Here is a 13260-nt window from a genome sequence, read left to right as displayed (position 1 = left end):
TAGCGGTGAGCATGGCGTGGAATCATACGGGCGAATGTGATCCAGTTCACAAGTGGCGAAAATAAAGTTCCCGCCCGTGATCGGCTCAGCCGCTTGAGCGCTTGCGCGCGCTGGCGTGGGCGCGATGCCGTGCCGGTTTCCTGCGGGTGACCGATGGCGTCTCGACCTCGGTCGCCCGTGCACTGGCAAAGGACTGCCGCAGGCCCTCGATGGAGTCGTTCAAGGCCGTGACCTGCTCGGACAGGCGCTTGGTGTCGGCTTGTTGCGCCGCCATCAGCCGCTTCATCGTCTGGAGCTGGTCCTGCACCATCTGGAGCTGGTCGATCGATTCCTGCTGCGTCGCCTCCAGCCCCTTGGTCTTCTCGACCAGCTGCTCGGAGGCCTGGGCGGTGCGGGCCTGCAGCTGCCGCGATGCCACCACCCGGTCGGATTCGGGGGCGGCGCCGGAATAGGCGCGCCAGATCGCGATCGAGGTCACTCCGGCGATCAGCAGGAGAAGGGCGGCGGCGGTCAGCGCGATCGGCTGGGCGCCAAGGCGAAGCAGGGAGTTGGACGGCGTGTCCTGGGCGAGATCGATCATCGCTGACAAAACCCAAATTGAAACTTGGTGCGTGGCGTAGGCCGGCAGCCCTTGGGCAGCCGGGGCGTCCCGAAAGCGTTACGTTTCCGCAAGGAATGGGACCAAAAAGAGGCTAAAGGCGAAAAACCAACAACCGTTGGGCTTTATCAGCCTCCGAATACCCGTCAGGGACGGGAATCAGGGCTGAAACGGCGAAAACGGCCCGGAATAGGTCTTCGGCCGCGGGGCCGCATAGGGGCCGAGCCGGGACGTCGTCAGCCCCAGCCGCACCAGTGATTCCGCCAGCGTCACTGCGGCGGCGACGCCGTCGACCACGGGCAGGCCGTGCGTGGCGGCGAGCTCGCTCGCGAGATCGGCCATGCCGGCGCAGCCGAGCACGATGGCCTCGGCGCGGTCGTCACGGATGGCGGCGGTGATCTCCGCCGAGATCTTGCCGAGCGCATCAATGTTGCGCTCTTCAAGCGCCAGCACCGGGACCTCGGCGGCGCGGACGCAGGCGCAGCGTTCGGCGAGGCCGTATTTCCGCAAGTTGTGCTCGATCGGCACGATGGAGACGCCGAGCGTGGTCACCACGGCAAAGCGCGCGGCGATCAGGCTCGCGAGGTGGAAGCCGGCCTCGCCGATCCCGATCACCGGTGCCTTGGCGGCGGCACGCGCCGCATCCAAGCCGGTGTCGTCGAAGCAGGCGATGATGTGCGCGTCCGCGCCGTCGCGATCGGCTTCGCGGATGCAGCCGAGCATCCCGGGCACGGCGAAAGCTTCGTCGTAAAATCCTTCGATCGAGACCGGGCCCATCGCCGGCTGACGCGCATCGATCGCGGTGTCGGCGAGGGCAATGCTGCGCGCGGCAGCGGCGATCTTCGCCGTCATCGACGCCGTTGTGTTGGGATTGACGACGTGAAGCCGCATCAGATCAGACAAGCCCTTTGCCGGCGTCCGAGCCCTTGGCCGCCTGCCGCTTGTTGAGCACGTGGATGGTGCCGAGCGCAAGCGTGATGACCGTGAACGAGACGGCCGAGATCACGGTGCCGAGCGCGTAGATGTCGGGGTTGGTCACGGTGGTGGTGAGGCCTTGAAGATCCAGCGGCAACGTGTTCACCGCGCCGATCGCCTGGCTGGAGCGCGCCAGCTCGTCCCAGGACAGCGTGAAGCCGAACAGGCCGATGCCGATCACCGAGGGCAGGATGATCGGCAGCACGACATGGCGGAACGTCTGCCACGGTGTCGCGCCGAGATCGCGCGCGGCTTCTTCCAGGCGCGGATCGAAGCGGTTGAAGATCGCGAACATGATGAGCAGCCCGAACGGCAGCGTCCAGGTCAGGTGCGCGCCTAAGCCCGACGTGAGCAGGCCCATCGAGGTCTCGAAATTCTCGTTCCAATGCGCCTTGATCAGGTCGTCGATGATGCGGAACTCGAGCGAGATGCCGAGCGAGGTGATGATCGAGGGCACGATGAGGCTGGCGATCGCCGAGTAGAACAGGATGCTCTGCGCCTTGAACTTGCGCCGGAACGCCATGCCGGCGGCGACCGACAGCACGACGGTGACGATCATCACGACGATGCCGAGCAGCAGCGATCGGCGGAAGGCGGCACCGAGATCGACGATGCCGGTGCCCTGGAACAGTTTCGCGATCCAGAAGGTCGACACGCCGTTCATCGGGAAGGTGAGGCCGCCCTGCGGTCCCTGGAACGACAGCACGTAGATCGCAATCATCGGCCCGTAGAGGAACAGCACATAGGCCGCGAAGAAGATCGCGAGCACGTAGAACGAGCGCGGGCGTCCTTCCTTCATGCTCTAGAGCTCCTTCTTGATGTCGACGATGCGCGACATCATGGTGATGATCAGGAAGGTGATCGCGAGCAGGATCACGGCATTGGCCGCGGCGGCGGGGAATTGCAGCGCGTTGACCCGCGTCTCGATGATCTTGCCGGCCGCCGCAATCTGCTGGCCGCCCATCACGCCGATGGTGATGAAATCGCCCATCACGATGGTGATGACGAAGATCGAGCCGATCACGATGCCGGGCTTGGCCAGCGGAATGATGACGTTGACGAGGGTCTGGAAGCCGGTCGCGCCGGCGTCATAGGCGGCTTCGATCAGCGACTTGTCGATGCGCACCATGGAATTGAAGATCGGCACCACCATGAAGAAGGTGAAGAGGTGCACCAGCGCCAGCACCACCGAGAATTCGGAGAACAGCAGCCATTCCACGGGATGGTTGATCAGCCCCGTCTTCATCAGGCCGGAATTGACGAGGCCGTTGCGCCCGAGCAACGGGATCCAGGCGATCATGCGGATCACGTTGGAGGTCCAGAACGGGATCGTGCAGAGCAGCGACAAGCCCATCTGCCAGGTCTTGGACTTGACGTGGAAGGCGAGGAAGTAGGCGACCCAGAAGCCGACGAAGAGGGTGATGGCCCAGACCATGAAGCAGAGCTTCAGCGTCATCAGATAGGTCTTGCCGATGGTGCAAAGGTCGGGAAGCTGCGCGATGCAGCCCTCGAACGTGTCGGTGTAGCCGCGGCCGGAGAAGGCCGGCAGCAGCTGGTATTCGTTGTAGTCCCAGAACGAGACGATGACGACGAAGACGAGCGGAATGAGGAAGAAGGCGAGAAACACCAGCATCATCGGCCCGGCCTGGAGCCAGGAGATGAAGGACGCCGACAGGCGCGTCGGCTTTGCGGCGCGCGCTGTGCCCGACCCCGGGATCAGGCCCGGGGTAACCTGTTGCAGGACTTCTTCCGACATGTCCGTTACGCCGCGATGAACTCGTTCCACTTGCGGACCATGTAGTCGTTCTCGTCCATCACGGCGTTCCAGCACGCGACGCCGCCCATGCGGTCCTCGTAGGAGCCGCCGTCGCGCACCGCGCCGGCCTTTTCCAGCAGCGAGCCGTCCGGCGCCTTGATGTCCTTCTCGGCCGGCTTGCCTTCCATCCAGTACGCCCATTCGTAGGGCTCCATGTGCGCCTTCGCGGTGGAGAGCACGGCGGAGTAATAGCCCTGGCGGTTGAGATAGGCGCCGGCATAGCCGGACAGGAACCAGTTCACGAACTCATAGGCCCAATCGAGCTTGGCACCCGAGACGCCCTTGGATACGCAGAAGCCGGACGCCCAGGAGCGATAGCCTTCCTTCAGCGGCTGGAAGGTGCAGGGGATGCCCATCGAGCGCACCTTGGTCACGGCCGGGGACCACATCGATTGAATGACGGTTTCACCCGACGCCATCAGGTTGACGCTCTCATTGAAATCCTTCCAGAAGGCGCGGAACTGGCCGGCCTTCTTGGCCTCGGTCATCACCTTCATGGTGAGATCGATCTCTTCCTTGGTCATGTTGCCCTTGTCGGCATATTTGTACTTGCCGGAGGCTTCCACGACCATCGCGGCGTCCATGATGCCGATCGAGGGGATGTTGAGGATCGAGGCCTTGCCCTTGAACTCGGGATTGAGCAGCTCGGACCAGGAGCTGATCGGCCGCTTGATCAGGTCGGGGCGGATGCCGAGCGTGTCGGCGTTGTAGACGGTGGGGATCAGCGTGACGAAGTCGGTCGCCGACGTCGCGAACTTCTTGGAATCCTTGCCTTCGAGATAGAGCACCTTCCAGGGCGCGGTGCCCTGGCCGCCGATCTTCTTGCCGCCGGGCGTCTCGCCCTTGGTGAAGACGGGCGTGATGTTGTTGAACTCCTTGATCTTCTTGGCATCGAGCGCAAGGATGTTGCCCGACGGCACCAGCTTCTTCAGCGAGAAATATTCGGTGTCCAGCACGTCGAAGGAATTCGGCTGGGTCATCACGCGCTTGGTGACGTCGTCCGTCGTTGCGGTGATGTATTCGATCTTGATGCCGGTGTCCTTCAGGCACTGCTTGGCGATGTCGTCACCCTCGTTCACGGCGGTGCCGAGATAGCGCAGCACCTTCGCATCGGCCGACTTCACGTAGGGAAAGCCGGTGATCGCACCGGAGCCGGCGGCGAGGCCGGCGAGACCCGCGGTGCCCTTCAATAGCGTGCGGCGGCTGACGCCGATCTTCCTGGTCGTCTCGGTCATTTCGCTCACTCCTCTGTGCTGCGCATTTTCCGTGGTGAAGGATGCTATTGCAGGCGTTGCGCCTTGGCCGGATCCCAGGTCGCCAGCACGCGATCGCCCGGACGGAACGGATGCACGTCGAAGGCGGTCTCGGGAACGTGGGAGAACAGGGCGGTGCCGTCGTCGAGGGTGAGCGAGACGGCGATGTAGGAGCCCTGGTACTCGGTCTGGGTCAGCAGCGCCGGCGCGCCGAAGGCGCCGTCGGCGAACGGCGCGATGCCGAGCTGATCGGCGCGGACGGCGATGAGATTGCCGGCGTCGCTGAGCACGTTGTGGCCGCCGATGAAGCGGGCCACGAACTCGGTGCGGGGATGATGGAAGATGTCGCGCGCCGTGCCCTGCTGCTCGATCTTGCCGTGGTTCATCACCACGATGTGGTCGGCGAGCGCCATCGCCTCTTCCTGGCCGTGGGTGACCTGGATGAAGCTGATGCCGAGCTCGCGCTGCAGCCGCTTCAATTCGCCGCGCATCTTGACGCGCAGGAACGGATCGAGCGCCGAGAGCGGCTCGTCGAGCAGGAGGATTTGCGGTTCGGTGATCAGCGCGCGGGCGAGCGCGACGCGCTGCTGCTGGCCGCCGGAGAGCTGCGCCGGAAGACGGCCTGCATATTGGCTCATCGCGACCAGCTCGAGCAATTCGCCGGCGCGCTTGTGCCGCGTCGCCTTGTCGATGCCGCGCATCTTCAGGGCGAAGGCGACGTTGTCGAGCACGGAGAGGTGCGGAAACAGCGCATAGGACTGGAACATCATCGCGGTGCCGCGCTTGGCGGGCTCGAGGTCGGTGACGTTCTGCGCGCCCAGCAGGATGTCGCCTTCGCTGACTGCCTCGTGACCTGCGATCATGCGCAGCGTCGAGGTCTTGCCGCAGCCGGAGGGGCCGAGCAGGCAGCAATAAGTGCCGGCCGGGATCTTCAGGTTGACGTTGTCGACGGCCAGCGTGGCGTCGTAGCGCTTGGTGACGGCGACCAGTTCGAGAGCGGCGGGAATGGCCATGGCGTGTCCGAGGAGGGGCGTTGCGTCCCGGCTCTCTCCGCAAGGTCCGTGCCAACAACCCTCGACGGTGCGAACTTCGAAAACTGTGCAGCGGAGTCAGATCTTTAGATCGATTCCGGCCCAATTTGTCCGGGCGCCGCCTGTGCAACCAGATGCACACAAAACGGGCGAAGATTGTATAAAGTTTCGCCTGTGATTGGATACAGCTCGTCGACTAACATTGCAGGCCGAACGTTCGTCGATCGAGCCCTCACAATCATGGCCGCCAAGACCCGCCAGAAACCCGATGCGCCAGATGCGAGCGATCGCGTCGGCCGCATCCGGGAGGGTGTGACCGCCGCGATCCTCGAGCACCGCCTGCTGCCCGGCACGAAGCTCGGCGAGGACGAGATCGGCGACATCTACGGCGCGAGCCGGACGCTGGTGCGCACGGCACTGCAGCAGCTCGCGCATGAGGGCATCGTCAGCATCGAGAAGAATCGCGGTGCCTTCGTCGCGCGCCCGACTCCGGCCGACGCCCGCGAGGTGTTCGAGGCGCGCCGCCTGATCGAGCCCGGCATCGTCAACCACGCCATCGACGCGGTCTCGCCGGCCTGGCTCGATCGCCTGCAGCACCATCTCACGGAAGAACGCGAGGCCGAGTTGCGCGGCGATGCCCGCGCCTCGGTGCGGCTCTCCGGCGAGTTTCATCGTCTCGTCGCCGAGATGAGCGGCCACAGCATCTATCTCGGCTTCCTGAAGGAGCTGATCGCGCGCTCCTCGCTCATCATCCTGCTCTACCGTCGCCACGACACGCCGGCGTGCGGCACCGATCATCACGCCGAGATCGTCGCCGCGATCCGCACGCGCGACAAGGCGCGCGCGGGTGCCTTGATGCTGTCGCACCTGAACGAGATCGAGGCCGAGCTGTTCCTGAAGGATCCCGCCGCCGACGAGCTGCGGCTGGCGGACGTGCTGGGGGCGTGAGCGCGCCTGATCCTAGCGGCGTGCAGATATCGTCGGTGGCTTTCGCCGCATCTGCTTCGTAGCGGCGGGACGTCGCTCATACGCCGCCAGAAACACGTTGATGCCGTTCTCGATCAGCGCGCGATGGCGGGCAGGGCTCGGCGCCTTCATCGACAGAGCCCATTTGAGGATCTCCTTGCCCTGGATCAGGCTGAGAAACTGCGTCGCAGCCATGGCGATGTCGGGAACGTCGACAAGCCCCTGTGCCTGCGCTGCACGCAGAAAGGCGGCCACCTCGGCGTCGCAGCGATCAGGTCCGGACTTCATGAAGACTTCCGCCACACGCGGATAACGCGAAGCGCAGGACATGATCAGCCTGTGCACGGCAAGCCCGCGCGGATCGAGAAAGGCTTCGAGGAACGTCGTGCCGATGGCGTGCAGGTCCTTTCTCAAGTCGATTTTGCCGCCGTGGTTGCGCCATAGGGCCTTCGGTCCGTAGCGCCTGCACTCCTCGTTCACCAACGCGAGCAGCAGATCGTCCTTGTCGTCGAAATGGACGTAGAGCGTGGCCTTCGACACGCCTGCAGCGCGCGCAATCGCGTCCATGCTGGTGGCGTCGAACCCTTGGTCGAGAAACAGTACGCGGGCGCTCTCGAGTATCTGGGAGCATTTGGCTCGAGCGCGAGGTTTCTGGATTGTTTCTGAGTGCACGTTGTCGTCCTGCATCTGCATATCGTGAAATGTACTGTCGTATGCCCGCCAGCGCCACGGCTTGACTTTTGGTTCCAACCTGCAACATACAGCCTCTCGGAAAAACTAAACGGTTTAGTTCTGTGACATCTGACCATTGCGGCCCGCGCCGGCGCTGGCTTTCCGTCGTGGCCGACTGCGAGGGCAGGGCCCTTGCATGGGCTAGCATGCTGCTCCCGGGATTTCTGCTGGCGTCCTGTGCCGTCGGGCCGGACTTCGTCACGCCCTCGGGTCCGGGCGTCGACGGCTTTACGCGGGAGCCCCTCGCGAGCACGACGAGCGCCCCGGTTGCCGGCGGAGGCGCGCAGGGCTTTGCCTCCGGCCGCGACATCTCTGGCTATTGGTGGACGCTGTTTCGGTCGAAGCAGCTCAGTGCCTTCGTCGAGGAGGCTGTGCGCAACCATCCGGACGTCCAGGCGGCACAATTCGCGCTGCGCAGTGCGCGCGAAAGCGCGCTGGCCCAGCAGGGCAGCCTGTTTCCGCAGGTGACGGCGGACGGATCGGCGGAGCGCCAGCAGACATCGACGACCCAGCAGGGCTACTGGCCGGGGCAGACCTCGAACTATGCGCTCTATGGCGCCTCTGTCAGCGTGTCCTACACCCTGGACATTTGGGGCGGCACGAGACGTCAGATTGAATCCCTCCAGGCGCAGGCCGACTACCAGGCGTTCAAGCTCGAGGCGACCTACCTTGCGCTGACCGCCAACGTGGTCACCGCCGCGATCACGGATGCCTCGCTGCGCGATCAAATTGCCGCGACCGAGGAGATCATCAAGGCCGAATCGGACCAGCTCGTGCGCATCCAGCGCCAGTTCGACATCGGCGCGAACTCGAAATCGGACGTGCTGTCGCAGGAGGCGACGCTGGCGCAGGCGAAAGCCACGCTGGCGCCGTTGCAGAAGCAGCTGGCGCAGCAGCGCAATCAACTGATGGCCTATCTCGGGCGGTTGCCGAGCCAGGACCGGGGTGAGCACGTCAGGCTCGCCGATCTGCGCCTGCCCGGACGGCTTCCCGTCTCGCTGCCCTCCGCGCTGGTTCGCCAGCGCCCCGACATCCGCCAGGCGGAGGCAACGTTGCATCAGGCGACCGCAACCGTCGGCGTCGGCATCGCCAACCTGTTGCCACAACTCACCCTGTCCGGGAGTTACGGCGCCAGCGGTCCGGAGCGGCTGTTCTCGCCCACCACCATCGTCTGGAGCGCGGCCTCCAGCGTCAGCCAGAAAATTTTCGACGGCGGGACGCTGTATCACACCAAGGAAGCCGACGTGGCGACGTTCGAGCAGGATCTGGCGCTCTACAAGAGCACGGTGGTGACGGCGTTCCAGAACGTCGCCGACTCGCTGCGTGCGATCCAGTACGACGCTGCGACGCTGAAGGCACAGGCGGCCTCGGAGAAGGCCACGGCCGACAGCCTCGCGATGGCCATCGAGCAGTTCAAGGTCGGCGCGGTCCCCTATGTGACCGTGACCAACGCCCAGCAATCCTATCTCAATGCGCGGGTGTCCCGCATCAAGGCGCAGGCAACGCGCTTCACCGATACGGCCGCGCTGTTCCAAGCGCTCGGCGGCGGCTGGTGGAACAGGATGGACGAAACCCCGGACGCGCTGCCGCGCGCCAATGCCGGCTATTTCGCCGGCCCCGACAAGAAGACCGAGGACGCGTTGCGATGATCAAGCGTATGACAATCATGCTGTGCGGGATGGCGATCCTGTTCGGCGGCCTGTACGGATTCCAGACCTTCAAGGAGATGATGATCCGCAAGGCGATCGGCGCGATGGCCAATCCGCCGCAGACCGTCTCCACCGTGGTCGCCGCCAACGCGCCTTGGCAGCCCAGCCTGAGCGCGGTCGGTTCGCTGCGCGCGGTGAACGGCGCCGACCTCGCACTTCAGGTCGCGGGCATCGTCGCGGGCATCGAGTTCTCCTCCGGCGACAGCGTCGCGGCGGGGCAGCCCCTGCTGTCGCTGGTCGCAACCGACGACGTCGCCAAGCTGCATTCGCTGCAGGCGACCGCCGAGAACTACGCGATCGTGCTCAAGCGCGACGAGGAGCAGATCAAGTTCAACGCGGTCAGCCAGGCGACCGTCGACAGCGACAAGGCCAATCTCAAGAACGCGCAGGCGCTCGTCGAGCAGCAGAAGGCTGTGGTCGAGCAGAAGACGCTGAAGGCGCCGTTCGCCGGCCGGCTCGGTATCCGCGCGGTCGATCTTGGTCAGTATCTGAGCGCCGGCACGAGCATCGTCACCCTGCAAAGCCTCGATCCGATCTATGTCGACTTCTACCTGCCGCAGCAGGCGCTGGCGTCGATCAGCATCAACCAGGATATCGCGATCTCCGTCGATTCGTTTCCGACTGAGCGATTTACCGGACAGATCACCGCGATCAATGCCAAGGTCGATTCGAGCAGCCGCAACGTCCAGGTCCGTGCCACGTTGCGCAACGGCGAGGCCCGGCTGCTGCCGGGCATGTTCGCCAAGGTCGAGATCGCGGTCGGCAAGCCGGACCAGGTCGTCACGGTGCCGCTCCCGGCGATCGTCAGCAACTCCTACGGCGATCTCGTCTACCTCGTCGACAATTTGCACGATGGTCAGGGCACCGCCCGCCAGATGTTCGTCAAGACCAGGCCGCCCAAGGGCGATCGTGTCGCAATAACCGAGGGAATCAAGCCGGGCGAGACGGTGGTGATCGCCGGCCAGCTCAAGCTGCGCAACGGCAGCCCGGTGAAGATCGACAACACCCACGTGCCGGTCGCCGAGGCCGCGCCGAACATCGTCGATCAGTAGACCGGCCACGAATCCAAGCGGGTAGGCATAAGCAATGCGTTTCACCGATATCTTCATCCGCCGGCCGGTCCTGGCGCTCGTGGTCAGCGCCCTGATCCTGGTGCTCGGCCTGCGTTCGATGTCGACGCTGTCGATCCTGCAATATCCGCGCACCCAGAACGCCATCGTCACGGTGACGACGACCTATGCCGGCGCGGATTCCGACATCATCGCGGGATTCATCACGACGCCGCTGGAGAACGCCATCGCGCAGGCCAACGGCATCGACTACATGACGTCGAGCAGCGTCACCGGCACGAGCACCATCACGATCAATCTGCGGCTGAACTACGATTCCGGCAAGGCGATGACGGAGATCAACGCCAAGGTCAATTCGGTGCTCAATCAGTTTCCGAGCGGAACGCAGCAGCCGACGCTGACGCTCAAGGTCGGCCAGACCATCGACGCCATGTATATCGGCTTTGCCAGCGAGGTGCTGGCGCCGAACCAGATCACCGACTATCTGACGCGCGTGGTGCAGCCGCGGCTTCAGGCCGTGGCCGGCGTGCAGACCGCCGAATTGCTGGGTGCCAAGAAGTTCGCGCTGCGTGCATGGTTCGATCCGGACAAGCTGGCGGCCTACGGCCTCACCGCGAGCGACGTTTCGACGGCCTTGTCCGGCAACGACTATATTTCGGGCCTCGGCACCACCAAAGGGCGCCTGGTGCAGGTCGACCTCGCCGCCTCGACCAACCTCCATTCCTTGGAGCAGTACCGCAACCTCGTGGTCAAGACCGTCAATGGCGCGATCATCCGCCTGCGCGACGTCGCCAACGTCACGCTCGGCAACGACGATTACGACAGCGAAACGAAGTTCAACGGCAAGACGGCAGTCTATATCGGCATCCAGACCGCTCCGACGGCCAACCTGCTCGACGTGATCAACGGCGTGAAGGCGGTGCTGCCGGACATCAAGGCGCAGCTTCCTAACGGGCTCGTCGGCGAGGTACTCTACGACTCCACCGATTTCGTGAACGCCTCGATCGAGGAGGTCGTGCATTCGCTGCTGGAGGCGGTGCTGATCGTGATCGTCGTGGTGTTCCTGTTCCTGGGCTCCTGGCGATCGGTGCTGATCCCCGTCATCGCCATCCCCTTGTCGCTGATCGGCACTTTCGGCCTGATGCTGCTGATGGGCTTCTCCATCAACCTGCTGACGCTGCTCGCGCTCGTGCTTGCGATCGGGCTCGTCGTGGACGACGCCATCATCGTGGTGGAGAGCGTGCACCGCTTGATCGACGAGGGCGTTGCGCCGGTCGAAGCGGCCATCCAGTCGGCCCGTTCCCTGGCGAGCCCGATCGTCGCGATGACCGTGGTCCTGATTGCGGTCTACGTCCCCGTGGGATTCCAGGGCGGCCTCACGGGCGCGCTGTTCACCGAGTTCGCCTTCACCCTGGCCGGCGCCGTGACGGTGTCGGCGGTGATCGCGCTCACGCTGTCGCCGATGAACTGCGCCTGGCTGCTGCGCAAGACAGAGCGCGATGCGACCAATTGGGAAGCGCGCCTGGTGCGCGCGATCGACCATGTGCTGGAATGGCTATCCAGTGCCTATCGTCGCCGGCTCGAGGCCGTCTTCAGCATGAAGCCGGTCGTGGCCGTGTTCGCGCTGCTGCTGCTTGCCGGCATCCCCTGGCTCTATGCGACCTCGACCAGCGAGCTCGCGCCGGACGAGGACCAGGGCGTCGTGCTCTCGCTGACGTACTCGGCTCCTTCCGCAACGCTCCAGCAGCGGCAGTTCTATGGCCGGCAGCTCTACGAGCTCGTGGCCGAGCGCCCCGAGACCGCCACCGTGTTCCAGATCGACACCTCGACCCAGGTGATCAGCGGCTGGGTGCTCAAGCCCTGGGAGCAGCGCGTGCTGACCACGAAGACGCTCCAGCCGGAGTTCCAAAGCCTGCTCAACACCATCGCCGGCACGCGCTCGGTCGCGTTCCAGCCCTCACCGCTGCCGGGAAGCAACGGGCTTCCGATCCAGTTCGCGATCGGCACGACCGGCTCGTTCAACGAGCTCGACACCGTCTCGCGGAATTTCATGGCAGAGGCGCTCAAGACCGGCCAGTTCATCTTCCTCGACACGGATCTGAAGGTCGACAGGCCGCAGACCCTGGTCGTGTTCGACCGTGACAAGGCCGGCGACCTCGGCTTGAAGATGAGCGATCTCGGCGGTGCGCTCGCCACCATGCTGGGCGGCAACTACCTCGATTATTTCAGCCTTGACGGCCGGTCCTACAAGGTGATTCCCCAGGCAGTGCAGAACCAGCGACTGACCAGCGACCAGTTGCTCGGCTACTATATCCGCGTCGGCAGCAACTCCATGGTGCCGCTGTCGACGGTGGCCCACCTCGAGAAGAAGACCGTTCCGCAGTCGCGCAACCACTTCCAGCAGATCAATGCGGCGACGATCTCGGGTGTCGCAATGCCCGGTGTCTCCATGGGCAGCGCGCTGGCGACCTTGAAGGGTCTCGCGAAGACGTTGCCGGTCGGCTACACGGTCGATTTCGGCGGCGCCTCGCGACAGCTCGAACAGGAATCGGGCGGCTTCGTCACGACCTTCGGCTTTGCCGTGATCATCATCTTCCTGGCGCTGGCGGCGCTGTTCAACAGCTTCGTGGATCCGGTCATCATCCTGGTGTCGGTGCCGATGTCGCTGGCCGGTGCGCTGATCTTCATCAGTCTCGGCATCGGCGGCGCGAGCCTCAACATCTATACCCAGGTCGGGCTGCTCACGCTGATGGGCCTCGTCAGCAAGCACGGCATCCTGATGGTCGAAGTCGCCAACGAGCTGCGTGCGGCCGGAAAGGAGCGGACGGAGGCGATCATCGAGGCGGCGACGATCCGGCTGCGGCCGATCCTGATGACCACCGCCGCGATGGTGCTCGGCGTCGTTCCCCTGATCACGGCGAGCGGCGCAGGCGCCGTCTCGCGCTACAACATGGGGCTCGTGATCGCGACGGGGCTGTCGATCGGAACGCTGTTCACGCTGTTCGTCGTGCCGGTGGCTTACGCCCTGATCGCGCGGTCCGCGGCGCCGGCTTCGGCACCGGCCGAGACGGCGCCGGCATGAGGTGCCAGAAGAGTGGCGGCGAGGCTTC

Annotated in this window: 11 protein-coding genes; 4 read left to right on the top strand and 7 right to left on the bottom strand. The window is 64.6% G+C overall.

Going from position 1 to position 13260, the window contains the following annotated elements; translation table 11 throughout:
• Positions 1-85 precede the first annotated feature (85 nt).
• The 6 genes from BDOA9_RS27460 to BDOA9_RS27435 form a co-directional block, all read right to left on the bottom strand.
• Complete coding sequence (locus BDOA9_RS27460; RefSeq protein ID WP_025037153.1) at positions 86-580, bottom strand: hypothetical protein; 495 nt, start codon at positions 578-580, stop codon at positions 86-88.
• 177 nt (positions 581-757) lie between these two features.
• Positions 758-1489, bottom strand: a complete 732-nt coding sequence (locus tag BDOA9_RS27455; protein WP_025037152.1) for an aspartate/glutamate racemase family protein — start codon at positions 1487-1489, stop codon at positions 758-760.
• 4 nt (positions 1490-1493) lie between these two features.
• Positions 1494-2372, bottom strand: a complete 879-nt coding sequence (locus BDOA9_RS27450; RefSeq protein ID WP_025037151.1) for an ABC transporter permease — start codon at positions 2370-2372, stop codon at positions 1494-1496.
• A gap of 3 nt (positions 2373-2375) precedes the next feature.
• A complete protein-coding gene (locus BDOA9_RS27445; RefSeq protein WP_025037150.1) occupies positions 2376-3329 on the bottom strand; it encodes an ABC transporter permease in 954 nt (317 codons plus the stop codon).
• A 5-nt stretch (positions 3330-3334) separates the two neighbouring features.
• The gene (locus BDOA9_RS27440; protein WP_025037149.1) at positions 3335-4624 is read right to left on the bottom strand and encodes an ABC transporter substrate-binding protein; all 1290 of its coding nucleotides are present in this window, start codon (positions 4622-4624) and stop codon (positions 3335-3337) included.
• A gap of 44 nt (positions 4625-4668) precedes the next feature.
• Entirely contained in the window at positions 4669-5655 is a 987-nt protein-coding gene (locus tag BDOA9_RS27435) for an ABC transporter ATP-binding protein (protein ID WP_025037148.1), read from the bottom strand.
• Positions 5656-5913: 258 nt separating this feature from the next.
• On the opposite strand from BDOA9_RS27435, the gene BDOA9_RS27430 reads away from it, so the two are divergent.
• Positions 5914-6621 carry a GntR family transcriptional regulator gene (locus BDOA9_RS27430; protein WP_025037147.1) on the top strand — a complete coding sequence of 236 codons (708 nt, stop codon included), beginning with the start codon at positions 5914-5916 and terminating at the stop codon, positions 6619-6621.
• Positions 6622-6633: 12 nt separating this feature from the next.
• Here the strand turns inward: BDOA9_RS27430 and BDOA9_RS27425 are convergent, their stop codons facing one another.
• Positions 6634-7326 carry a TetR/AcrR family transcriptional regulator gene (locus BDOA9_RS27425; RefSeq protein ID WP_025037146.1) on the bottom strand — a complete coding sequence of 231 codons (693 nt, stop codon included), beginning with the start codon at positions 7324-7326 and terminating at the stop codon, positions 6634-6636.
• 191 nt (positions 7327-7517) lie between these two features.
• Between BDOA9_RS27425 and BDOA9_RS27420 the strand changes: the two genes are divergently transcribed.
• The 3 genes from BDOA9_RS27420 to BDOA9_RS27410 are packed head-to-tail and all read left to right on the top strand — an operon-like array spanning position 7518 to position 13232.
• Entirely contained in the window at positions 7518-9020 is a 1503-nt protein-coding gene (locus BDOA9_RS27420) for an efflux transporter outer membrane subunit (RefSeq protein ID WP_042336793.1), read from the top strand.
• The gene (locus tag BDOA9_RS27415; RefSeq protein WP_025037144.1) at positions 9017-10132 is read left to right on the top strand and encodes an efflux RND transporter periplasmic adaptor subunit; all 1116 of its coding nucleotides are present in this window, start codon (positions 9017-9019) and stop codon (positions 10130-10132) included. The genes BDOA9_RS27420 and BDOA9_RS27415 overlap by 4 nt, the downstream gene beginning before the upstream one ends.
• Positions 10133-10166: 34 nt before the next feature.
• Positions 10167-13232, top strand: a complete 3066-nt coding sequence (locus BDOA9_RS27410) for an efflux RND transporter permease subunit (RefSeq protein WP_025037143.1) — start codon at positions 10167-10169, stop codon at positions 13230-13232.
• Positions 13233-13260 lie beyond the last annotated feature (28 nt).

Origin of the sequence: Bradyrhizobium sp. DOA9 (assembly GCF_000617845.2) — a bacterium.
Lineage (GTDB): Bacteria > Pseudomonadota > Alphaproteobacteria > Rhizobiales > Xanthobacteraceae > Bradyrhizobium.
This window is presented reverse-complemented; position numbering and strand designations above follow the sequence as displayed.

Excerpts from the sequence above, each read along its gene's own strand:
- BDOA9_RS27460 (WP_025037153.1), bottom strand. The coding sequence starts at position 580 with ATGATCGATCTCGCCCAGGACACGCCGTCCAACTCCCTGCTTCGCCTT.
- BDOA9_RS27455 (WP_025037152.1), bottom strand. The coding sequence starts at position 1,489 with ATGCGGCTTCACGTCGTCAATCCCAACACAACGGCGTCGATGACGGCG.
- BDOA9_RS27450 (WP_025037151.1), bottom strand. The coding sequence starts at position 2,372 with ATGAAGGAAGGACGCCCGCGCTCGTTCTACGTGCTCGCGATCTTCTTC.
- BDOA9_RS27445 (WP_025037150.1), bottom strand. The coding sequence starts at position 3,329 with ATGTCGGAAGAAGTCCTGCAACAGGTTACCCCGGGCCTGATCCCGGGG.
- BDOA9_RS27440 (WP_025037149.1), bottom strand. The coding sequence starts at position 4,624 with ATGACCGAGACGACCAGGAAGATCGGCGTCAGCCGCCGCACGCTATTG.
- BDOA9_RS27435 (WP_025037148.1), bottom strand. The coding sequence starts at position 5,655 with ATGGCCATTCCCGCCGCTCTCGAACTGGTCGCCGTCACCAAGCGCTAC.
- BDOA9_RS27430 (WP_025037147.1), top strand. The coding sequence starts at position 5,914 with ATGGCCGCCAAGACCCGCCAGAAACCCGATGCGCCAGATGCGAGCGAT.
- BDOA9_RS27425 (WP_025037146.1), bottom strand. The coding sequence starts at position 7,326 with ATGCAGGACGACAACGTGCACTCAGAAACAATCCAGAAACCTCGCGCT.
- BDOA9_RS27420 (WP_042336793.1), top strand. The coding sequence starts at position 7,518 with ATGCTGCTCCCGGGATTTCTGCTGGCGTCCTGTGCCGTCGGGCCGGAC.
- BDOA9_RS27415 (WP_025037144.1), top strand. The coding sequence starts at position 9,017 with ATGATCAAGCGTATGACAATCATGCTGTGCGGGATGGCGATCCTGTTC.
- BDOA9_RS27410 (WP_025037143.1), top strand. The coding sequence starts at position 10,167 with ATGCGTTTCACCGATATCTTCATCCGCCGGCCGGTCCTGGCGCTCGTG.